Genomic DNA, 21,625 nt, shown 5'->3' on the forward strand with positions numbered 1-21,625 from the left:
AGCGTTCATCCTGAGCCAGGATCAAACTCTCCAATAAAGTTAGTTTGTCTAGCATCTAAAATAAAAATTGACGTTTCACGTTGTTTGTTTCGTTCAGTTTTCAAAGAACTAAAAGCGGGTGAAGAGAATCGAACTCTCGACCAGAGCTTGGAAGGCTCTTGTTTTACCACTAAACTACACCCGCGTGGTCGGGAAGACAGGATTTGAACCTGCGACCCCCTGGTCCCAAACCAGGTGCTCTACCAAGCTGAGCCACTTCCCGTAATTGGCGCGCCCGAGAGGAGTCGAACCCCTAACCTCTTGATCCGTAGTCAAACGCTCTATCCAATTGAGCTACGGGCGCTTATTCATGATGTTTTTTCGTCGTTGTAATTTGGCGACTCAATTATCTTATCATACTACATTTTCAAATGCAAGCACTTTTTTAAGATTTTTTTGATGCGGCCGAGAGGACTTGAACCTCCACGGGGTTTCCCCCACTAGGCCCTCAACCTAGCGCGTCTGCCGTTCCGCCACGACCGCGCGAAAAAAACAAAAAGTGAGCCATGAAGGACTCGAACCTTCGACCCTCTGATTAAAAGTCAGATGCTCTACCAACTGAGCTAATGGCTCGTAAATGGCTGGGCTAGCTGGATTCGAACCAGCGCATGACGGAGTCAAAGTCCGTTGCCTTACCGCTTGGCTATAGCCCATCGAAATAATTATCTTCTTTCCAAAGACAAATGTTATTGTAACATAATGTCCAATAAAAAACAACTGCTATATAGCAGAAGTTAAAATGGCGGTCCCGACCGGGGTCGAACCGGCGATCTCCTGCGTGACAGGCAGGCATGTTAACCACTACACCACGGGACCATTTGGTTGCGGGGACAGGATTTGAACCTGCGACCTTCGGGTTATGAGCCCGACGAGCTACCGTGCTGCTCCACCCCGCGACAATACTATTCATATAAAATTATATGGTGGAGGATGACGGGATCGAACCGCCGACCCCCTGCTTGTAAGGCAGGTGCTCTCCCAGCTGAGCTAATCCTCCGAAGTGGTGACCCGTACGGGATTCGAACCCGTGTTACCGCCGTGAAAGGGCGGTGTCTTAACCACTTGACCAACGGGCCAATATGTATGGCAGAGAAGAAGGGATTCGAACCCTCGCACCGCGTTAGCGATCTACTCCCTTAGCAGGGGAGCCCCTTGAGCCACTTGGGTACTTCTCTGTATGGCTCCGCAGGTAGGACTCGAACCTACGACCGATCGGTTAACAGCCGATAGCTCTACCACTGAGCTACTGCGGAATAATGAAGACAATTTGTATCTTATAAAAATTCTCTCTGTAAGTCAAGAAGTTTTTAACAACATCTTGTTCAAACGTGACATGTTTATAATATACTGGATTGCGTTTTTACTGTCAAGATGTTTTCGATATCGGTTTGAGTTTCCCTTTACACTTTCCACAGACATATCTTTTTATATTTATTTGACGCCTTCTTACATATTGAAGTGAACACTCCATACATTCATACTTATAAATCTTTTTTTCCTTCTCTTCATTAATCATTCGTTTACAAAAACGTGGTGCATCAACTTTCTTTAACAACTCACGAAAATCCCTGTCCCTGTGCTTATACCCTCTTCCTGCAATATGTAAGTGATAATGACAAAGCTCATGTTTAATAATCCCGACTAACTCTTCTTCACCATACAATTCGTAATATCGATAATTCAGTTCGATATTATGACTCTTCAATAAATAACGCCCACCAGTTGTACGTAATCTATTATTAAACACCGCTTTATGTAAGAACGGCATCTCAAAGTATTGTAGTGACACTTCTTCCACTAGTCGCTGAATTTCTTGCTCATCCACTCTCATTCCTCCTAAACAAAAAAATATTTTTACACTTTTCTCCCTTCTTATACATATATTAAATAGTACATATACCCATCCTCATGTAAGAAGCGTGGTTTCTAAAAACAAAACATGAATAGAAATCCACTCACCAACCTCTCATCAATAGCATTTTAGATTTTTGAGAGCAGGATTAAACAAGGAGGGATTCCTATGCCTACGTGGCTAAAAAAACAAATGCAACGTGCATATTTCGAAAAAAACCGGTATCAAATTAAATTATTAAATGAATGCTGGTTTTATTATAGCAAAATACATCAAAGCTCATAATCCATTACACTTTTTATTTCATAAAAAAAGAGCAGTTTCATCTGCTCTCTTCTCTTACTATTCAATCGGCAACATAGATAGTGCAACGCGTCCTTTTTTTGTATCAATATCATCTACCCATACTTTTACAATTTGCCCTACTGATACAACATCTAACGGATGCTTTACAAACTGTTTGCTAAGTTTAGAAATATGTACTAAACCATCTTGCTTTACACCAACATCAACAAAAGCACCAAAATCAACAACGTTACGAACTGTTCCTTCTAGTTCCATACCACGTTTTAAATCTTCTAATTTCAAAATCCCTTTTTTCAAAAGTGGTTTAGGCAACTCATCCCTCATATCTCGTTCAGGACTAATAAGCGCATCTATAATATCAACTAACGTCGGCTCCCCAACTCCTGTTTCTTGGGATAACTTAGAAATCTCTACTTCTTCCAATCGCTTTTGTAATTGCGGTTGTCCTACGTCATCTATCGATAACCCTAGACTCTTCAATAACAATTCAACATTTTTATATTGCTCTGGATGAATACCTGTTCGATCTAATGGATTCGCTCCTTCTAGTATACGTAAGAAACCTATACATTGTTCATAAGTCTTTGCACCTAAACGTGGGATTTTCTTTAATTCCGTGCGCTTCGTGAATTTCCCATCTTCTTCTCTCTTTGCTACAATATTTTTCGCAACAGTTTTCGATAAACCTGAAACATATTGTAACAATGCAACCGAAGCCGTATTTACATTAACCCCAACTTGGTTAACAGCTGTTTCTACTACAAATGTTAATGACTCATTCAGTCTCTTTTGAGATACATCATGTTGGTATTGTCCAACCCCAACTGATTTAGGATCAATTTTCACAAGTTCAGCAAGTGGATCTTGCAGACGTCTCCCAATAGAAACGGCACTTCTCTCTTCAACTTGTAAATTTGGGAATTCCTCACGGGCTAAATCAGAAGCTGAATATACACTAGCACCCGCTTCATTTACAATAATATAAAAGACATCTCGGTTCACGCTTTGTAATACATCTACTATAAACTCTTCTGTTTCTCTAGATGCTGTCCCATTACCAATTGCAATCATTTCAACTTGATATTTATCTATAATAGAAAGAACTTTCGTTTTTGCATCATCATATTTACGAACAGGTGGATGCGGATAAATAACATCGATATGTAGTACTTTCCCCGTATCATCTACTACAGACAATTTACAACCAGTTCTATATGCCGGATCTACCGCTAGCACGACTTTCCCTTTCATCGGAGGTTGTAATAATAAGTTACGTAAGTTCTCAGAGAAAATATGTATTGCTTGTTCTTCAGCTGTTTCTGTTAATTCTTTACGAATCTCTCTTTCGATTGAAGATTGAATTAATCGTTTATAACCATCTTCAATCGCTAATTGTACATAATGTGCACTTTTCGAATCGTTATCACGAATTACTTTCTGATTTAAGAAGGTTACTATCTCATCTACTGGCGGAACAACAGCAACTCTCAATATATCTTCTTTCTCGCCACGATTCATTGCTAATACACGATGTGGTACTACTTTTTGCAATGGTTCTTCATAACTGTAATACATTTCATATATATTCTTTTCATCTTTTTCTTCATCTTTCACGGAAGAAGACATAACACCTTTTCTAAAAGTAACATTTCGAATCCAACTACGATACGCAGCTTCATCTGAAACCATTTCTGCAATAATGTCTTGTGCACCTTGTAAAGCTTCTTCTGCAGATTGCACTTCTTTCTCTACATTAATAAATTCCACTGCCTTTTTAGCCGGATCTTCTTTCTTATATAACAATAACCATTCAGCTAATGGTTCTAATCCTTTTTCTTTAGCAACTGTCGCTTTCGTTCTTCTTTTCTCTTTATATGGACGATATAGATCTTCTACTTCTTGCAACTTTGTAGCTTTAACAATTTGCTGTCGTAGCTCTTCTGTCAGTTTCCCCTTCTCATCAATAAGACGAAGAACTTCTTCCTTCCTATCTTCAAGTTGCATCATATATTGCCATCTCTCTAAAATCGTACGAATTTGCACCTCATCTAAAGAGCCTGTCCATTCTTTTCGGTAACGAGCAATAAATGGAACTGTGTTACCTTCTTCTGTTAATTGAATAACATGACGAACTTGCTTTTCGGTAAAGCCTAATTCTTTCACTAACATTTTCATTAACGCTTGTCGATTATCTACCATTTCCATATACAACCGTAACCTCCTCTATAATAAAAAAAGTTGCCCTTCAAAGAGAGCAACTTAAACTGCCGATTTAAAAATCTATTAGTCCTAAACTAATTTGTAGCGCTTCATCTACACGAATCATCATCACTTCATCTAAGTGAGTGATTTTGTCCGTTAAGCGCTGCTTATCGATTGTTCGAATCTGCTCAAGTAAAATAACAGAATCTCTCTCAAAACCGTACTTTTTCGCATCAATTTCCACATGAGTGGGTAATTTCGCTTTTTGAATCTGTGCAGTAATAGCCGCTACAATCACCGTTGGACTAAAACGATTTCCGATGTCATTTTGAATGACAAGAACCGGACGAACGCCTCCTTGCTCAGAACCAACAACTGGGGAAAGGTCTGCAAAATACACGTCGCCGCGTTTTACAATCAAAATATTACCCCCCGCTAACTAAGCGTTCTACTGTATGAGCTGCTTCATACTCTGCTAAGAAAGCTTCAGATGCAATACCAAGATTAATTTTTCCCATTTCAATGTACCCACGTCGCATTGATTCATGTTGGTAGCGTTTCTTCGTCTTATGTTGACGCAATAACAATTGTGTTGCCTGGCAAATTAGTTCATGGCGATTCTTATTCTCTTGTTTTCCAATTCCGTCCAATTCCGTTACCATTTGCTTTGGCAACCGAACCACGATTTCAGTAGTTACACTTGATTCGGACACAAAAATACACCTCCACCGTCAACTACACACCCAAATATATATATGACACCTATTGTAATAATACCATTGTATGGAGCCTGTTGCAAAGACTTCCTTATTCCTTGCTTATGTTTTCCAATTCACAAACAAAACATTCATCTTCTTAAATTTTTTATCTCATAACTAACTAAAAACAATAGAACTCCTCTTCAAAACTTACGTGCAACTTATATAAAAAATGATTATAAGTAAAAAGCTTCTCATCAAAAAGAGCTTATTATCCAGCAATGAACAGTCACTCCAATGACAAGAAGCAATCATACTACCTTCTATATATTGTTCAAGTAATTAATTATCTCTACAACCTTACCATTCCGTATAAATATTCTCGGCACACGGAAACTGATCGTTGCAATAATTTCATAATTAATAGTCCCTGAGTATTCCGCAACCTCTGTAGCGCTAATATACTCATCTCCTTGCCTTCCAATAAGCGTAACTTTCGTACCAAGTGGCACTTCACAAGGAAGATGAATCATGAACTGATCCATTGTTACTCGCCCTACAATCGGTACCCTTTTACCATTTATAAGCACTTCAAATCCTTGTAACCTCCTAAGCCACCCATCTGCATAGCCAATCGCTACAGTCGCAATCCATTCTTCAGTTTTCGTTCGGTAGGTGACGTTATAACTAATTCCATCACCTTTAATTACCTGTTTAATATGAGCGACTTTCGTATGAAGTGATAGCGCCGGTTCTAATTCAAATGGTAAAAAAGGACGTATTTCTACAGAAGGAGATAATCCATACATTGCAATCCCAATTCGCACTGCATTAAATGTAATCCCTTGAAAACGTAACGTCGCAGCACTATTAGCTGTATGAACAAACTTAGGATCCACTCCGAATTCTTTCAACCAACTTAACTGCTCTAAGAACGTGTTATATTGCTTATCAAAATACGAAGTCTCAACTTCATCTGCCGTTGCAAAATGCGTGTATACTCCTTCTAACTCTAAAAACGGTGCACCCTCTAAACTCTTTAAAAATTCTTTTAGCTCTTTTCTTTCACGTATTCCAATTCTCCCCATACCACTATCAAAGTTAATATGGAATTTCATTACAGATGAACCATCCCAAAGTTTAATTGCTTCGTCCACCCATTCTTTTTGAAAAACCGTTAGCGCTACATCATTTTCAGCAGCTACATTTACATCACGCGGCGGCGAGGGACCTAACACTAAAATCGGCTCAGTAATACCAGCCCTCCGAAGCACTAAAGCTTCATCTAAAAAAGCAACAGCTAACCTTGTTGCACCTGCTTCTAATGCCGTTTTAGCCACCGGTACATAATCGTGCCCATATGCGTTTGCTTTAACTACAGCAAAAATCTCTACATTACTTGGGATGAACTCTTTAATATGTGTAACGTTGTTATAAATGGCATCTAAATCCACTTCCACCCAAGTGTCACGGTAAAATGGTGCTTCTTCCATAAATACACTTCCTTATACACGATATGCGAAGCTTATTCTTTTATATGCTTCTTTTATGAAATCCACCTTCAAACTAAGAAAAGACGTGGTGCACATATATCACCACGTCTAAGAAGTTTACTTCACCTGCTTCGCTGTAACTGAACGAGCAACCATTAACAGCTCCTTCGGCTCTAAACCTTTAGACACGAGCATATATTCTACTCCGTTATGCGACCACGTTACAGAGTCTTTCGTTAATGCACCAATCGTAAACCCAAGATCAACTGGTTCTCCACTTACACTTACCGCTGATGATGCCTCTGCAACTTTTGCCTTTTCTTGTATTAAAGTAAAGGATTTCTTATTTCCAGTGTATGTGAGTATCGCACGCTTGCCACTGTCTGTCTTCAACTCTTTTTCATCTTGCAGAGTCATACCTTGTGGTGTATCAAGTGGATACAAAATAGCAAACGGTTTGTCTTCTTTCGCTGTTGTTTGAACATCTACCTGCGCTCTAGACATATTTTGTTTCGTATCAAATGCACCTTTATCAAATTTCGCATCGAATTTCACTTTAGAGAAATCTACTTTCACAAGAACATTTTGATCATTATCCATTAACTTCACTGAAACTGGAGTCAAGTCGCTCTTATTCAATGTAATCTCTTGTCTCGGCAACATATTTTGATGTTGATAGTTTGTTTTTGTTTTAAAAATATAATACTTATCTGTTTTCTCAAAAGTAAGGTTTTTCTTGTCCTGCAAAATATCTCTTACAAGTGATTCATATAAATAAGCCTGGCTACTATTTTGCGGCCAATCACTTTGAAAACGGAAGCTCTTATTAAGTGCTGGCGTTAATACAAATACACCTTCTTCATTTCTCAAAATAATTTGGCTCTGATCTTTTTTTGCATTTTTTAAATTCACACGATAAAAAGACGGTTCCTTATGCCAAATCTCTACGTTATACTCTTGAGGCTCATTGCCTGTTTTAATAGATAATTTTGCCTCAGCTTGATAACTTTTCATCCCTTTTACTTTTGATTCTAAATCTCTCACGACATCATCTTGCTTCTTTTCCATACAACCCGCCAACACAAAAACGGTCAACAAACCGACAAGAACTAAAAACAGACGCCTTTTCATCAATTCAGCCCCTTTGCCCCTATAAATGAATGGAAGATGTACCTTCCTTATCGCTACCTCAAATATATGAGACAAAGATATAAAATATGCAGACTAGCGTGACAAGCTTTCTAAAACAACTTGAGCAACAGCAAATTCCTTACTATGACTAATTGATAAATGAACAATATACTCTGTACTTGTAATCAGAATTGGCTTACCTCTTTCATCATTTTTCACTTCAATATCTAAAAAACTCACTTCTTTTCCGATACCAGTACCTACAGCTTTTGAATACGCCTCTTTCGCTGCAAACCTTCCAGCTACAAACTCTGTAAGGCGACTTCCTTTCAGCTCCATAGCAACATTACGTTCATTTTCCGTTAAAATACGTTCCATAAATTTAAGCTTTCCATCTAGCATTTTTTCAATACGATTTAATTCAATAATATCGATACCAATCCCTATAATCATTTCAAAATCCCCTTCTTCTATTTAACTTTCTTCTTTCATATTGATAAGAATAACAGAGAATCTTTCTGATGCAAAAGGGGTGATAGTAACCGTATGCTAATAAGATCCACTCATATTTCTTTACAACCGACTATTCTTACCTTACTGCTTATTCATTTAGTCATGATGATATTAGGCGACTTTTTTCTCTTACCACTGGCAGCCTCTAATGAATATATCGCGAAAGGAGAATGGTGGCGTGTCATAACTTCTCTTCTCGTACACGTAGACTTACAACATTTTCTTTCTAATAGTATTTTTTTGTTTGCTCTTGGTTCTTCTATCGAAAAGCAACTCGGACACTTTTCTTTTTTTATTCTATTTTTTCTCTCTGGAATTTCTGGAAATATTTCTTCTTATATTATTATGCCGCTTGAATATATTCACGCAGGTGCATCAGGTGGTATTTTCGGACTATTAGGTGCACAGTTATTTTTATTGTACAATCGATACCGCTCTTCAAAACCAAAAGAAATTGCCATTTTCTCAATTATGATACTTCTATTACTGCTATTTACTTTCTTTAACCCTTCTGCCAATCCGATCAGTCATTTAACAGGTTTAATAACCGGTGGCATTTTAACCCCTTTTTTAACAAAAAAAAACGATGGTGCAAAGCTTATTTAATATAAAAGCTTGCACCATCGATAATTTCTACATCTACTTGTTCACTTAAATCTCTCATTAATTGAAATAAAGACTCATCCTTCATCTTCGCCTCAATCATACAATCAATTTGCGGAACACTTCCCTTTATCCTTCTTAAAAAAGATAAAAATGCGTCTACATTAATATAATCTGCATGAGCTCTTGGATCTTTTCCCTCTCTAGGGCTAGAGATATGCATTTTAATCGGCAACAAAGACGTTTCCCACGTATGAACAACACGTGCCCAATCTTCATACCAATCTTCTTGCTCATTATTCATCATATGGTGATGCAAGTCAAATACGACGGGAATATCTAATTTTTCTCCTAAATATAATGTTTCCTCTAACGTAAAGGTTGTATCATCATTTTCTAATATAATCATTTCTTGAATACCCCTTGGGACATTCGACCAATTCTCTATAAAGCGCTCTAATGCAAGTTCTTTATCTTTATATCCTCCTCCAACATGCAGTACACATCGTTGCTTATGTTCAATCCCCATGCCTTTTAATAATTTTTTGTGCATCTGCAATGTTTTTACAGATTGTTTAAAAACACTCTCTTCAGGTGAATTTAGTACAACAAAATGATCTGGATGGAAATCAATTCTCATATTCATATGAACTGCATATTCACCTAGTTTTTTTAAATTTTCTTTTAACGGACGAATATAGTTCCACTCTAGCAATTCCTCATGATTCGCTAAAGGAATGAGCTTTGAACTGAGCCGAAAGAAAGATATGTCATGCCCTTTATTATGCTTTAATAAACGTAAACAATTTTCTAAATTGGAATTAGCAATTCTTTCAAGCTTACGAATTGCAGCATCACGATCATCTAATTTCTGAAACTGTGCATACGTCATCGTTTGAGATGGAGATGCATTCTTCAAATGCACACTCATCGCAACGTAACCAAGCCTTACAAGCATATAACAGCCCCTTTTCTATCATAACTATTATGTAGTATGCACAATTATAGAAATAAAAAAAGAGAATGCCCGCAAAGGGCATTCTCTTTTTTTTATTAAGCTTGTGGACGGCTATGATGTTTTCTTTCGCCGCGTCCATTTGAAGAACCAGGGCGACCTTGGCCTTCACCTCTACGACCACGACTACCACCATCACGATTACGATCGCGGTTACCATCACGATTGCGATCACGGTTTCCGTCACGATTACGTCCATCACGGTTACGGTCACGATTACGTCCATCGCCACCGCCGCGTCCATCACGACTACGATTACGGTTACCATCACGGTATCCGCCTCCGTTACCGCCGCGTTTTTTAGAACCGCCGCCTCTTGAAACAACAGGTGGTTCTGATGTTAAAGCGATCGGAGTTGTATCCGGCTCTTTAGTCATCATTTTTAAAGCAGCAGCTACTACTGTTACAGAGTCATTTTCTTCTAACATTTCTTCTGCAATACGCTTGTAGTATGCTAAGTTTTCATTTTCAATTGTGCTTTGAAGCTTTTCAGCGATTAAACGTTGTTGACCTTCTAATGCCTCGTCAAGTGTCGGTGCATCCATACGGTCCATTTTACGTTTTGTTGTACGCTCGATATTTTTTAATTGTCCTGATTCACGTGGTGTTACAAATAGCATTGCAATACCTTTTTTACCTGCACGACCAGTACGACCGATACGGTGAACGTATGATTCTGGATCTTGTGGAATATCGAAGTTATATACGTGCGTTACGCCTGAAATATCAAGACCACGCGCAGCAACGTCTGTTGCAACAAGAACTTCAATAGAACCTTCTTTAAATTTACGTAATACAGACATACGTTTCGCCTGAGTTAAATCACCGTGAATACCTTCTGCAGCATAACCACGTAAGTTTAATGCTTCTGATAATTCATCAACACGACGCTTTGTACGACCAAATACGATTGCAAGCTCTGGAGATTGAATATCTAATAAGCGTGTTAACACGTCAAACTTTTTCTTTTCTTGCACTTCTAAATAGAACTGCTGAATGTTTGGCATTGTTACTTCTTTTGCTTTTACTTTAATGTGTTGAGGCTCAGTCATGAAACGCTCAGCAATACGGCGGATTGGATCCGGCATTGTCGCTGAGAATAGTAATGTTTGATGTGTTTCTGGCACATCTGTTAAAATTGCTTCAATGTCTTCAATGAAGCCCATGTTTAACATTTCATCCGCTTCGTCAAGAACAACTGTCTCTACGTTTTGCAGACGAAGTGTTTTACGGTTAATATGATCTAAAATACGACCCGGCGTACCAACAATAATGTGTGGGTGTTTTTTTAGAGCACGAATTTGGCGGTTAATATCTTGACCACCATAAATCGGTAAAATACGAACGCGTTTATGCTTACCAATTTTGTATAATTCTTCTCCAACTTGAATTGCTAATTCACGCGTTGGCGCGATAACAATACCTTGAACCGATTCTTTATGTGTATCCACTTTATCTAATAGTGGTAATCCGAATGCTGCTGTTTTCCCTGTACCTGTTTGCGCTTGCCCAATAATATCTTTACCTTGCAATGCATGTGGAATTGTTTCAGCTTGAATTGGTGTAGCCTCTTCAAAGCCCATACTTTCAACAGATTGCAGTAAAGAATCACTTAATCCTAATTCTCGAAATGTTGTCAATGTTACTTCTCCTTTTCTATCCTATACTTATCATTTAAAAAAAGGCGTTTTCCGAATTTGCGGAAAAGCCCTTTTCCTGAATGCTCACGTATATAAACGGGCGTATATTCTTCACGAAAATACTTCTAAACGTTATTACACTTTATCAATTATAAGTTTTGTATGTGTAAAAAGCAAACCCAACTGTTACCTTATTTTCATATTCAGAGTTTTTTTCTTCACTTTTATTTTTTTATATTTACTGTAAGCGCTTATTATAAGTTTCTTCTATTTTCGTAACTATCATCCCTATTTATATACACCAATTATTTCAACATCGTAATTACTTCTTCTAATTTCATACCGCGAGATGCTTTTATTAATACAACATCTTTCACATCGACTACTGCTTGTAAATCTTTTACTAACTCTTCTTTATTATCATACGCCTTTACACGTTCATTAGGGAAATTAATTTTTGCTCCTTCAGCAATTTGAGCCCCTAATCTACCGTATGTGAATACATGTGAGATTTTTGCTGGATCGATTAATTTTCCTACCTCATAATGGAACTGTACTTCTTGATCTCCAAGTTCTAACATATCACCGAGCACAACGATTTTTTTAGCAAAACCATCTAAACCATTCATTAAATGGAATGCTGCTTCCATAGCCGTCGGGCTTGCATTATAAGCATCGTTGATAATTGTTAAACCACTATTTGTTTTCACAATTTCCATACGCATGCCCGTCATTTGAAGTGTTACTAAACCTTCTTTCATCTCTTCCCACGTTACACCAAAATGTTTCGCAATTGCCATTGAAGCAAGTGTATTATACACATTATGTTTTCCTAACACCGGTAAGTAGAATGAAATATTTTCATCTCTATTCATTTTGAAATGTGTCCCAGTTGCTTGTAATGTTACAGTCGTTGGATAATAATCGTTTGCTCTTGCATCACCAAACGTAACCGTTTCTGCTGCTAAATTCATTCCAGGAACACGATTCGTTAATAAAGGCTCATCTCCGTTATATACGAACACGCCACCTTCTTGTAATCCTGTAACAATTTCTAATTTCGCTTCAGCAATTGCCTCACGAGATCCTAAATCCATTAAATGTGCCTCACCAATATTTGTAATGATAGCTGCATTAGGACGAGCTAACTTAGATAAGAATTCAATTTCGCCTCGGCTTGACATACCCATCTCTAATACTGCTACTTCTGTATTTTCTTCTAAGTTTAAAATGGTAAGAGGTAATCCGATATGGTTATTGAAGTTCCCTTCTGTTTTTTGCACTTTGAATTTAGTCGCAAGAAGACTTGTTACAATATCTTTCGTAGATGTTTTACCGTTACTACCCGTTACACCTACAACTTTAACATCCAATTGATCGCGATAGTTTTTCGCTAACATTTGCAATGCCGATAGCGTGTCTTCTACAAAAATAACCGGAAGATTCTCAGGTGGATTCGCTACATCTTTCATCCATAATGTAGCCACAGCTCCATTTTCAACAGCTTTATCTACAAAAGCATGTCCATCGAAGCGCTCCCCTTGAATCGGAACATACAAGTTTCCTTTTTCAATTTTTCTCGTATCAATAGACACGCCTTGAATAGTAATTCCCTCATATTGCTCTGCTAATTCAGTACCATTTACCATCTGTTCCACTTGCTTTAATATTCGCTTTATCATATATAAACGCTCCTTACATAGAGGAAGCACTATTCCTATGAATAGTGCTTCCTCCTTTTTTGTTAGATTGTATATTTAATTTTTTGTTTTTCTTCGTGACGTTCAATCGCTAAACGAATTAGCTCTTCGATTAATTCTGGATATGGTAACCCAGTATGTTGCCATAATAGAGGGAACATACTGAACGGTGTAAATCCTGGCATTGTGTTTACTTCGTTAATATACACTTCTCCATCTTTCGTTAAGAAGAAATCAGCTCGCGTTAAACCTGCACCGTCTAATGATTGGAATGCAATAATCGCATCACGCTTAATTACATTAGATTCTTCTTCTGTCATTTCAGCTGGAATAATTAGCGCCGTATCACCATCGATATATTTCGACTTATAATCATAGAAGGCCTTTTTCGGAACGATTTCACCTACAACTGAACATTTCGGCTCATCATTACCTAGTACCCCAACTTCTACTTCACGACCTACAATATTTTCTTCTACAATAATTTTGCGATCAAATTGGAATGCCTCTACAAATGCATCCTCAAGTTCTTCACGATTTTTACACTTATTAATACCAACACTTGAACCAAGGTTCGCTGGTTTTACGAAGCAAGGATATCCTAACTTATCTTCTACTTTAGAATAAGCTTCCTCACGATTTTTTTCCCATGCACTACGAATGAAGGATGCATATTTTGCTTGTTTTAAACCAGCCTCTGCAAAGATGTTTTTCATAACAACTTTATCCATACCAGCAGATGATGCTAGAACACCATTTCCTACATAAGGGATATTCATTAATTCTAATAGTCCTTGAACCGTTCCATCTTCACCGTTTGGTCCATGTAGTAATGGGAAAATAACGTCAATAGCGTTCTCCTCAGAAGCTGCAGATGGGATAATTTCTGTACTTAATGATAACGGAGAAATCGCATTTTCTGCACCGCTCATTTTTAAAGCTTCAACATCTGTTACTTCGCCTTCAATACGCTCACCACGTACCCATTGACCTTGTTCTGTAATATAAATTGGATGAATCTCGAATTTATCTTGATTTAACGCTTTAATAGCAGCAAGAGCCGTCTGTAGCGAAACTTGATGCTCAGCTGATTTTCCACCATATAATAAACCTAATTTAATTTTCGTCAATGAAATCACCCTAACCAATTGTTTTCATTTTTCTATTTTAGCACTTTTTATAAAAATAGGTAGTTCCTATTTGAAATAAAATGTAACTTCCATAAATAATTAAATAACATCACTTATTGGTTTTTCATTTCATTTTCTATATAGCTACACAAAATAAAATGGCAATCTAATCTAGTTATGTACCTAAAATATGTAGAAATCCCCTTTTTTGTGTATGTCATCTATTCACTAAGAAGATTGTTTGGTTAGTGTGTCTTTTTGCCTTTGCTCAACAAGGCGATCTAAAGAAACATATACAATACCTGCAACTACACATCCTACAGCTAAAATTGTAAATAGAAAGTGACCAAGTAATCGATCTAATAAAAAACCGCCCAAAAGTGGACCAAATGCGCTTCCTGTAATCCACTGCAAACTTGCAGCTCCCATATAAGTCCCTCTCAAATGCTCAGGGGCCAAATTTGCTACAAATGTCATCTGTACAGGCGACATAATCATTTCACCTAACGTATATAAAGCATAAACGAACAGTAGTGTTATTAAAATAATTGTAGCATTTGTATTAAATTCTCCAAACCACTTCGGTAACCACCCTATAAAAAATAATCCAATCCCGAATAAACATGCACCATATAACATCGTCTTCCCGACCGGTTTATCCGTAGCCCATTTTGAAATTTGAAACTGGAATAAAACAACTAATAGTCCGTTTAACGCCATTAAATATGGATATGGATTGTTCGTTCCAAAAATACGCTTCATTTCATTATCAAAATGTAGTGGCAACATGCCTTCCGTTTGAGAAAACCCCATCGAAATGATAATACCTGCTAATAAGTAAATCATTAATGCCTTATCTCGCATTACAATTTTCCAAACTGCCCCAGATTCCTTTTCTTTATGTTCTTCCTTATCTGTCCTCTTTGGCATCGTCTCTTGAATAAGAAGTAATACAAGTAACGCATAAAATAGCATTGTAGAAGAGGCAATAATAAACACAAGGTTCTTTGACAACACAACTACTGATGCTCCCATTATCGGACCAATCGCAGCACCTATATTGTGTCCCATTCGTAATAAACCATATGCCTCTGTTCTTTTTTCTGGTGCCGTTACATCCGCGACCATAGCTGATGCAGCTGGGTGAAATAAAGAATTACTCAACCCTAAAAAAATAGATAAAATTGCATATGGAATAAACCCTTCTATAAATAGAAAACCGAGCATTAATAATGCATTACTTGCCATAGAAAATATCATAATAGGCTTTCTTCCATATATGTCAGCAATTCTCCCTCCTATAAGTGATCCAAAACTTGCAGCAATTGGAGAAAGCGCCATAATAACCCCAACTTCCAACAACGAATCTACCTTATCTTTTAAATATAATGCAAAAAAAGGCATTAACATCATCATTGCAATTCCATTTAACGTCTCTCCAATAAATCGAATCCATACGTTACGGTCCATCTCCCTTAACTCACGCCACGTATTTTTCATCATTTCACCCCTTTAGTTAGCCAACAATTATCTTATAATAAGTTCAGAAAAATGTAAATTTTCAAATAAAAAAATCCATTCTAACAGAATTAGAATGGATTTTTTCGCTTATAAATTTGCAACATCTTCTTCTTTTTTACTATTATTTAAAGCACTATGTTTTCGGCTATATAAGAAGTAAACCGCTATACCAATAACCATCCATATCCCAAAACTAATCCATGCTGTCCCCGATAATTGAAGCATTAAGTATAAACAGAAGATCACTGTTAATGCTGGTAAAAATGGTACAAGCGGAGCCTTAAATGCCCTTGGTAAGTCTGGATGTGTTCTTCTCATTACGATTACCGCAACAGCTACGAGTGCAAATGCTGACAATGTCCCCATATTTACAAGATGTGCTAAAACATTTAAATCTATTAATCCTGAAATCAGTGCCGCAATAATTCCCGTTGTCCATGTATTTAAAAATGGCGTTTTAAATTTCGGATGAACTTTAGCAAGACGCTTCGGCAGTAAACCATCTCGGCTCATCGCATAAGAAACACGAACTTGCCCATACATCATAACTAGCATTACTGTTGTAATTCCTGTAATTGCTCCTACTGAAATTACCCCCGCTAAACCATCTTGTCCAATAAATTGAAGTGCAAAAGCAACTGGATCTGATATATTTAGCTGTCCGTATGGAACAATTCCTGTCAAAATAAGCGAAACAACGATATAAAGAACTGTACAAATTAATAACGATGCAATAATACCAATTGGTAAATCACGTTGCGGACGTTTCACTTCTTCTGCCGCTGTTGAAACTGCATCAAATCCTATAAATGCGAAGAATACTGTAGCCGCTCCAGCCATTACACCATCTAAACCAAATGGCATAAAAGGCGTCCAGTTTTCAGGTTTCACATAATTAAAACCAGCAAAGATAAAAATAAGAACAACTGCTATTTTAATAAATACCATAATGTTATTTACTCGTGCACTTTCACGAACACCCCTAGATAAAAGAACTGTCATCACTAAAATAATTAGAACTGCAGGTAGATCAATTATTCCACCCTTACCTGTACCAGGAGCCGAGGAGAGAATAGTCGGAATATGAATTCCAAACCCCTTTAATAAAGATTGAAAATATGCAGACCAACCGTTCGCTACAGCAGATGTAGCAAGTAAATATTCCAGCATTAAGTCCCAGCCAATTAAAAATGCGAATACTTCCCCCATCGTCGCGTATGTATACGTATACACACTGCCCGAGACAGGAACTGAAGAAGCAAATTCAGCATAACAAAATGCAGCAAAGGCACAAGCTAGAGCGGCAATCGCAAATGATAATATAATAGCTGGCCCAGAATGTTTCGCTGCCACAACACCCGTTAGAACAAAAATACCAGTTCCAACAATTGCTCCGATTCCAAGCATAGTTAAATCTAGCGCGCCCAATGTTCTTGCTAACGTTTTTTGCTTACTTTCTTGCATTAACTTTGCAATTGGCTTCTTTTGAAAAATTTGCTTCATCTTTCACTCCTCCAAGTTTTAAATTTTCTGAAAATTTTTAATTCGCTTTTTTATTTTACTCATTACGCTTTTCCTAGTCAATACTTTTGTCGAAACAAGTAGAAATTCTTCTGAATATGCACGACCCTTATTATTCTTTCTATATATCTTCCCATTATTTTTTTGGTATTATTATACATGTCGATTCCGTGAAAAAGGCATGACCCCTTATTGAGAGCATGCCTTTTTTACTTATTTCACAGTATATGAACCTTGTTCAATCCAGCTATACATATACTTTTCATCTTCTGTTTCATGTGCTTGTTTTACAATACGAAGCGGACGGAATGTGTCTATCATAACAGCTAATTCAAGCGTCTCTTTCTTCCCTATACTTGCCTCTGTTTTCCCCGGATGCGGTCCATGGGGAATCCCGCTCGGATGAAGTGTAATAGAACCTTCTTCCACACCTTTGCGACTCATAAAGTTTCCTTCTACATAGTAAAGAACTTCATCACTATTAACATTACTATGATAATATGGTGCCGGAATTGACTCTGGATGATAATCGTATAAACGTGGTACGAAAGAGCAAATAACAAAATTATGTCCTTCAAATGTTTGATGTACTGGCGGTGGCTGATGAATGCGCCCTGTAATTGGTTCAAAATCCTCTACATTAAATACCCACGGATATAAATAGCCATCCCATCCCACAACATCTAACGGGTGGTGTCCTAAAACATGTTTATGCATATAGCCTCTTGATTTTGTCATTACGACAAACTCGCCTTTTTCATCATATGTCTCTAATTTTTCTGGACCACGAAGATCTCTTTCACAAAACGGACTATGCTCTAACAATTGTCCGTATTCATTTCGATAACGACGCGGCGTTGTAATTTGGCTATTCGCCTCTACAACAAGAAACTTAGTCTCTCCTTCATCTGGAATAACACGATAAATCGTTCCAATTGGAATCGTTACATAGTCGCCTTTTCTATAGTGAATCGTTCCAAACATCGTTTCAATTTTCCCTGTTCCATAATGAACAAATAACATTTCGTCGCCATCACCATTACGATAGAAATAATCCATTTTTTCTGTTGGACTCACTACTCCAATTAATAAATCTTCATTTCCAAGTATGAAATTCCGTCCACTTATTGCATCACCACTTTTTTTACTTTCTTTCGTTCGAAAGTGGCGATGAGAAAGAGCAACATCCTCTTCATACTGCAACTGACAAGAATGCGATAATGCAGAATGACCTACTTCTGTCGGCATATAATGATGATACAAAATAGACTGCGTACCAGAAAAACCTTTTGTTCCCATTACCTGTTCACGATAAAGCGATCCATCTTTTTTACGAAATTGTACATGTCGTTTATGAGGTAGTTCTCCCATGTGACGATAAAACATGCCCATCACCCGCTTCCTTTTCTTTTTTGATCGTATTACGTAGTGTACCTAAACCAGTAATCGACAGTTCTACAACATCTCCATCTTGTAGCCACTCTTCTGTACCCAGTTCTAAAATACATCCTGTTCCTACTGTCCCAGAACCAATCACATCTCCTGGATATAACGTAACGTCCTCTGAAGCACGTTCAATCATTTCAGCAAATGTATAGTAAATATCTTGGAAGTTTCCTTTTGATAATAGTTTTCCATTTACATGAGCAGTCATTTCTAAATTATATCGATCACCATTACGATAAACGTCTAATTCCTCTTTCGTAACAAGATGTGCTCCTAAAGAAGTTGCAAAGTCTTTTCCTTTCGCTGGACCGAGACCTACTTTCATTTCTGTTGCTTGTAAGTCTCTCGCACTCCAGTCGTTCATAATACAATAACCAAAAATATATTCCTCTGCTTGCTCACGAGAAATATTTCGCCCTTCTCTTCCTATTACGCAAGCAATCTCCAACTCATAATCAAGCTTTTTAGACTTTTTCGGACCAATTACAAAATCACTGGAACCAATTACAGCACGATGATTAGTAAAATAAAAAACCGGAATATCATACCATTCAGGCACAACATCTAATCCTCTTCGTCCGCGAGCTGTTTTTACATGTTGTTCAAATGCGTAAAAATCTCGAATACTACTCGGATTAGGAAGAGCAGCTGTCAATTGTACTTCTTCTAAAGCATATATACCCTTATTTGGATTCTTAATATTCCGCACTACCTCTACATACTCATCCGCTTTCTCTAAAAAAGCAATCATAGAAGAAGGGATTTTCCCTTCACTAGCAAGATTCATATCTATTACTTTGTCACCTTCAAGCCATCCAGCCCGTAGTTCTTTTGAAGGAAGACGAAATGTAACAAATTTCATCCTGATTCCTCCTTATAAAAATGAAATTTCCACCAGCAAAGGGACTTTTGCTGGTGGATACAAATCTTATAAGTTTCCGCGACGCTCTTGTTCTCTTTCAATTGATTCGAATAACGCTTTAAAGTTTCCTTCACCAAATCCACGAGAACCTTTACGTTGAATGATTTCAATAAATAAAGTCGGGCGATCTACAATTGGTTTCGTAAAGATTTGTAGTAAGTAACCTTCATCATCACGATCTACTAAAATCTTTAATTCTTTTAACTTATCAATTTCTTCATCGATTTTTCCAACTCGTGCAGTTAACTCATCATAATAAGTATCAGGTGTATCTAAAAACTCCACCCCATTTGCACGAAGCGCTTCAACTGTTTTAACAATATCACTTGTTAATAAAGCAAGATGTTGTACACCAGCTCCATTATAGAATTCTAGATACTCTTGAATTTGTGACTTTCTCTTTCCATCTGCTGGTTCGTTAATAGGAAACTTAATACGACTTCCATTCGTCATAACTTTCGACATTAACGCCGAATACTCTGTACTAATATCGTCATCATCAAAATGAATCATTTGTTTAAAGCCCATAACATTCTCGTAATAACTAACCCACTCTTCCATTTTTTCAACATTACCAACTACATGATCAACAGCAATTAAACCAGACTCTTCAAATGGAATATTAAATTCTACCTTTTGGAATCCTGGCATAAATGCCCCTTTATAATTTTTACGCTCTACAAGCGTATGAATTGTATCACCATACGTACCAATAACTGCTTTTTTCAATGTACCGTCCTCATCTGTTAATTCCTGCGGTGGAGCAATTGCGACGGCACCACGTTTCACTGCTTCTGAGTATGCTTTATCAACATCATCAACAAGTAGTGCCACATCCTTCACGCCATCACCATGAGTCTTTACAAACTCTGCAATACGATTTTCACTACTTAAAGCTCCAGACACAACGAAACGCATATTTTTTTGCACAAGAACATAAGATACCTTTTCACGGTTTCCAGTTTCTAATCCAGAGTAAGCCACAATTTTGAATCCGAACGCTCTCGCAAGATAATAACTCGATTGCTTTGCATTCCCTACGTAAAATTCCAAATGATCTACATCACGTACTGGAAAAAAGTCCTCCATTTGTGCAGCTAGCGTATCCATAGATTTTTGTTTCATAATATCTTCATCCCCCTGTAAATAGATTAAATGGTCCATACTTAAAACCAACCGAAAACGCCTCCAACGTTAATTAATAGAAATTAGTTAGCAAGCTAACAAATTCTGACCTTTAAAATTTTCTATCTTTTCTGTCAAATTCCTCTTTTTTTCTTACATATAAAATTCGACTTTTTTCTCTTTGAAATAAATCGGGATTTTATTCAGTGGATTTTTGATTATTCGTTGAATCAAGTTTCAACCGCAACGTTTAATTAGCCATGCATGCTGGATAATGAGGTAACTTTAATACTTGAGGGGATATAAGAAGAATATAAAAAAGACTCCAACATATTAACTACTTACTAATACGTTAGAGTCTTTATTTTTTTTGAATGATTGTATTTATATATCTCATACTAATACATTTGCAAGGAATAGAATAAATGATGTTAATATTACCGCTCCCCCTAAGGATCCTAATAAATCTGTTTTTGTTACTTGAAACACTTGTTCACTGTTCATATCCCTCATTCTCCTTCCTTTTTTGTTTGATTTAAAACTTCTATTATACTAATACACTTGATAAAAATACGATTAATGCTGTTAATACTACCGCTCCACTTGCTGATCCTACGAAGTCACCTTTTGTTACTTGTAATACTTGCTCTTTCATATCTTTCATTCTCCCTTCCTTTTCTTTTGTTACAAAGCTTCTATTATACTAATACGCTTGATAGAAATACGATTAATGCTGTTAATACTACCGCTCCACTTGCTGATCCTACG

General features: G+C 37.2%; 21 protein-coding genes and 12 tRNA genes. 2 read left to right on the forward strand and 31 right to left on the reverse strand.

Annotated features, from left to right (window positions below):
- Positions 1-113: 113 nt before the first annotated feature.
- From ACTFSL_RS30450 to ACTFSL_RS30510, 13 genes are all read right to left on the reverse strand, one after another.
- Positions 114-184: transfer RNA gene (locus ACTFSL_RS30450), tRNA-Gly, on the reverse strand.
- A 1-nt stretch (position 185) separates the two neighbouring features.
- Positions 186-262, reverse strand: a tRNA-Pro gene (locus ACTFSL_RS30455).
- 4 nt (positions 263-266) lie between these two features.
- A tRNA-Arg gene (locus tag ACTFSL_RS30460) sits at positions 267-343 on the reverse strand.
- 96 nt (positions 344-439) lie between these two features.
- Positions 440-522, reverse strand: a tRNA-Leu gene (locus ACTFSL_RS30465).
- 17 nt (positions 523-539) lie between these two features.
- Positions 540-612, reverse strand: a tRNA-Lys gene (locus ACTFSL_RS30470).
- A 5-nt stretch (positions 613-617) separates the two neighbouring features.
- Positions 618-692: transfer RNA gene (locus ACTFSL_RS30475), tRNA-Gln, on the reverse strand.
- A gap of 87 nt (positions 693-779) precedes the next feature.
- Positions 780-855 (reverse strand) — tRNA-Asp (locus tag ACTFSL_RS30480).
- A gap of 3 nt (positions 856-858) precedes the next feature.
- Positions 859-935, reverse strand: a tRNA-Met gene (locus ACTFSL_RS30485).
- A 25-nt stretch (positions 936-960) separates the two neighbouring features.
- Positions 961-1,036, reverse strand: a tRNA-Val gene (locus ACTFSL_RS30490).
- Positions 1,037-1,040: 4 nt separating this feature from the next.
- A tRNA-Glu gene (locus ACTFSL_RS30495) sits at positions 1,041-1,115 on the reverse strand.
- A gap of 8 nt (positions 1,116-1,123) precedes the next feature.
- Positions 1,124-1,214: transfer RNA gene (locus ACTFSL_RS30500), tRNA-Ser, on the reverse strand.
- A 3-nt stretch (positions 1,215-1,217) separates the two neighbouring features.
- Positions 1,218-1,292: transfer RNA gene (locus ACTFSL_RS30505), tRNA-Asn, on the reverse strand.
- 113 nt (positions 1,293-1,405) lie between these two features.
- Positions 1,406-1,864: a SprT family protein gene (locus ACTFSL_RS30510; protein WP_000344234.1), complete on the reverse strand. Its 459-nt coding sequence runs from the start codon at positions 1,862-1,864 to the stop codon at positions 1,406-1,408.
- 195 nt (positions 1,865-2,059) lie between these two features.
- On the opposite strand from ACTFSL_RS30510, the gene cmpA reads away from it, so the two are divergent.
- The gene (gene cmpA, locus ACTFSL_RS30515; RefSeq protein ID WP_001143642.1) at positions 2,060-2,176 is read left to right on the forward strand and encodes a cortex morphogenetic protein CmpA; all 117 of its coding nucleotides are present in this window, start codon (positions 2,060-2,062) and stop codon (positions 2,174-2,176) included.
- 57 nt (positions 2,177-2,233) lie between these two features.
- On the opposite strand, the gene ACTFSL_RS30520 is transcribed toward cmpA, so the two are convergent.
- The 6 genes from ACTFSL_RS30520 to acpS all read right to left on the reverse strand — a co-directional run bounded on the left by ACTFSL_RS30520 (position 2,234) and on the right by acpS (position 8,174).
- Positions 2,234-4,402 carry a Tex family protein gene (locus tag ACTFSL_RS30520; protein ID WP_440042923.1) on the reverse strand — a complete coding sequence of 723 codons (2,169 nt, stop codon included), beginning with the start codon at positions 4,400-4,402 and terminating at the stop codon, positions 2,234-2,236.
- A gap of 67 nt (positions 4,403-4,469) precedes the next feature.
- Positions 4,470-4,820 carry a type II toxin-antitoxin system endoribonuclease NdoA gene (gene ndoA / locus ACTFSL_RS30525; RefSeq protein ID WP_000635963.1) on the reverse strand — a complete coding sequence of 117 codons (351 nt, stop codon included), beginning with the start codon at positions 4,818-4,820 and terminating at the stop codon, positions 4,470-4,472.
- 4 nt (positions 4,821-4,824) lie between these two features.
- Complete coding sequence (locus ACTFSL_RS30530) at positions 4,825-5,112, reverse strand: antitoxin EndoAI (RefSeq protein ID WP_000004570.1); 288 nt, start codon at positions 5,110-5,112, stop codon at positions 4,825-4,827.
- A gap of 308 nt (positions 5,113-5,420) precedes the next feature.
- On the reverse strand, positions 5,421-6,590 hold the full coding sequence (alr, locus tag ACTFSL_RS30535; protein WP_000390615.1) for an alanine racemase: 1,170 nt from the start codon (positions 6,588-6,590) through the stop codon (positions 5,421-5,423).
- A 117-nt stretch (positions 6,591-6,707) separates the two neighbouring features.
- The gene (locus ACTFSL_RS30540; RefSeq protein ID WP_002004297.1) at positions 6,708-7,658 is read right to left on the reverse strand and encodes a LolA family protein; all 951 of its coding nucleotides are present in this window, start codon (positions 7,656-7,658) and stop codon (positions 6,708-6,710) included.
- Between the two features lie 156 nt (positions 7,659-7,814).
- Positions 7,815-8,174, reverse strand: coding sequence for a holo-ACP synthase (gene acpS / locus ACTFSL_RS30545; protein ID WP_000583416.1), 360 nt, complete (start codon positions 8,172-8,174; stop codon positions 7,815-7,817).
- A gap of 93 nt (positions 8,175-8,267) precedes the next feature.
- On the opposite strand from acpS, the gene ACTFSL_RS30550 reads away from it, so the two are divergent.
- Positions 8,268-8,840 carry a rhomboid family intramembrane serine protease gene (locus ACTFSL_RS30550; protein WP_000908523.1) on the forward strand — a complete coding sequence of 191 codons (573 nt, stop codon included), beginning with the start codon at positions 8,268-8,270 and terminating at the stop codon, positions 8,838-8,840.
- On the opposite strand, the gene uvsE is transcribed toward ACTFSL_RS30550, so the two are convergent.
- From uvsE to ACTFSL_RS30610, 12 genes are all read right to left on the reverse strand, one after another.
- The gene (gene uvsE / locus ACTFSL_RS30555) at positions 8,833-9,795 is read right to left on the reverse strand and encodes a UV DNA damage repair endonuclease UvsE (RefSeq protein WP_000961166.1); all 963 of its coding nucleotides are present in this window, start codon (positions 9,793-9,795) and stop codon (positions 8,833-8,835) included. The genes ACTFSL_RS30550 and uvsE overlap by 8 nt on opposite strands.
- A 95-nt stretch (positions 9,796-9,890) precedes the next feature.
- Positions 9,891-11,492 carry a DEAD/DEAH box helicase gene (locus tag ACTFSL_RS30560; RefSeq protein ID WP_000206592.1) on the reverse strand — a complete coding sequence of 534 codons (1,602 nt, stop codon included), beginning with the start codon at positions 11,490-11,492 and terminating at the stop codon, positions 9,891-9,893.
- 305 nt (positions 11,493-11,797) lie between these two features.
- Positions 11,798-13,174, reverse strand: a complete 1,377-nt coding sequence (gene murF, locus ACTFSL_RS30565) for a UDP-N-acetylmuramoyl-tripeptide--D-alanyl-D-alanine ligase (protein WP_440042925.1) — start codon at positions 13,172-13,174, stop codon at positions 11,798-11,800.
- A 62-nt stretch (positions 13,175-13,236) separates the two neighbouring features.
- A complete protein-coding gene (locus ACTFSL_RS30570; protein WP_440042927.1) occupies positions 13,237-14,322 on the reverse strand; it encodes a D-alanine--D-alanine ligase in 1,086 nt (361 codons plus the stop codon).
- Positions 14,323-14,550: 228 nt separating this feature from the next.
- On the reverse strand, positions 14,551-15,822 hold the full coding sequence (locus tag ACTFSL_RS30575; protein WP_000799721.1) for an MDR family MFS transporter: 1,272 nt from the start codon (positions 15,820-15,822) through the stop codon (positions 14,551-14,553).
- Positions 15,823-15,930: 108 nt separating this feature from the next.
- The gene (locus ACTFSL_RS30580) at positions 15,931-17,346 is read right to left on the reverse strand and encodes an amino acid permease (protein ID WP_000809361.1); all 1,416 of its coding nucleotides are present in this window, start codon (positions 17,344-17,346) and stop codon (positions 15,931-15,933) included.
- Positions 17,347-17,577: 231 nt separating this feature from the next.
- Positions 17,578-18,750: a homogentisate 1,2-dioxygenase gene (locus ACTFSL_RS30585; RefSeq protein WP_013141710.1), complete on the reverse strand. Its 1,173-nt coding sequence runs from the start codon at positions 18,748-18,750 to the stop codon at positions 17,578-17,580.
- On the reverse strand, positions 18,716-19,672 hold the full coding sequence (locus ACTFSL_RS30590) for a fumarylacetoacetate hydrolase family protein (RefSeq protein ID WP_000674004.1): 957 nt from the start codon (positions 19,670-19,672) through the stop codon (positions 18,716-18,718). The genes ACTFSL_RS30585 and ACTFSL_RS30590 overlap by 35 nt, the downstream gene beginning before the upstream one ends.
- A 66-nt stretch (positions 19,673-19,738) precedes the next feature.
- Entirely contained in the window at positions 19,739-20,857 is a 1,119-nt protein-coding gene (gene hppD / locus ACTFSL_RS30595; protein WP_000810922.1) for a 4-hydroxyphenylpyruvate dioxygenase, read from the reverse strand.
- A 393-nt stretch (positions 20,858-21,250) separates the two neighbouring features.
- The gene (locus ACTFSL_RS30600; protein ID WP_001083690.1) at positions 21,251-21,361 is read right to left on the reverse strand and encodes a DUF3948 family protein; all 111 of its coding nucleotides are present in this window, start codon (positions 21,359-21,361) and stop codon (positions 21,251-21,253) included.
- 43 nt (positions 21,362-21,404) lie between these two features.
- Complete coding sequence (locus ACTFSL_RS30605) at positions 21,405-21,521, reverse strand: DUF3948 family protein (RefSeq protein ID WP_000654250.1); 117 nt, start codon at positions 21,519-21,521, stop codon at positions 21,405-21,407.
- Between the two features lie 34 nt (positions 21,522-21,555).
- On the reverse strand, positions 21,556-21,625 hold a 70-nt coding region (locus ACTFSL_RS30610; RefSeq protein WP_044156746.1), incomplete at its 5' end, for a DUF3948 family protein.

The organism is Bacillus cereus group sp. MYBK108-1 (assembly GCF_051917185.1).
Classification (GTDB): domain Bacteria; phylum Bacillota; class Bacilli; order Bacillales; family Bacillaceae_G; genus Bacillus_A; species Bacillus_A cereus.

Bases quoted from the DNA above. Each gene is read 5' to 3' on its own strand.
- cmpA (WP_001143642.1), top strand. From the start codon at position 2,060: ATGCCTACGTGGCTAAAAAAACAAATGCAACGTGCATATTTCGAAAAA.
- ACTFSL_RS30520 (WP_440042923.1), bottom strand. From the start codon at position 4,402: ATGGAAATGGTAGATAATCGACAAGCGTTAATGAAAATGTTAGTGAAA.
- alr (WP_000390615.1), bottom strand. From the start codon at position 6,590: ATGGAAGAAGCACCATTTTACCGTGACACTTGGGTGGAAGTGGATTTA.
- ACTFSL_RS30540 (WP_002004297.1), bottom strand. From the start codon at position 7,658: ATGGAAAAGAAGCAAGATGATGTCGTGAGAGATTTAGAATCAAAAGTA.
- acpS (WP_000583416.1), bottom strand. From the start codon at position 8,174: ATGATTATAGGGATTGGTATCGATATTATTGAATTAAATCGTATTGAA.
- ACTFSL_RS30550 (WP_000908523.1), top strand. From the start codon at position 8,268: ATGCTAATAAGATCCACTCATATTTCTTTACAACCGACTATTCTTACC.
- uvsE (WP_000961166.1), bottom strand. From the start codon at position 9,795: ATGCTTGTAAGGCTTGGTTACGTTGCGATGAGTGTGCATTTGAAGAAT.
- murF (WP_440042925.1), bottom strand. From the start codon at position 13,174: ATGATAAAGCGAATATTAAAGCAAGTGGAACAGATGGTAAATGGTACT.
- ACTFSL_RS30575 (WP_000799721.1), bottom strand. From the start codon at position 15,822: ATGAAAAATACGTGGCGTGAGTTAAGGGAGATGGACCGTAACGTATGG.
- ACTFSL_RS30580 (WP_000809361.1), bottom strand. From the start codon at position 17,346: ATGAAGCAAATTTTTCAAAAGAAGCCAATTGCAAAGTTAATGCAAGAA.
- ACTFSL_RS30585 (WP_013141710.1), bottom strand. From the start codon at position 18,750: ATGTTTTATCGTCACATGGGAGAACTACCTCATAAACGACATGTACAA.
- ACTFSL_RS30590 (WP_000674004.1), bottom strand. From the start codon at position 19,672: ATGAAATTTGTTACATTTCGTCTTCCTTCAAAAGAACTACGGGCTGGA.
- hppD (WP_000810922.1), bottom strand. From the start codon at position 20,857: ATGAAACAAAAATCTATGGATACGCTAGCTGCACAAATGGAGGACTTT.
- ACTFSL_RS30600 (WP_001083690.1), bottom strand. From the start codon at position 21,361: ATGAACAGTGAACAAGTGTTTCAAGTAACAAAAACAGATTTATTAGGA.
- ACTFSL_RS30605 (WP_000654250.1), bottom strand. From the start codon at position 21,521: ATGAAAGATATGAAAGAGCAAGTATTACAAGTAACAAAAGGTGACTTC.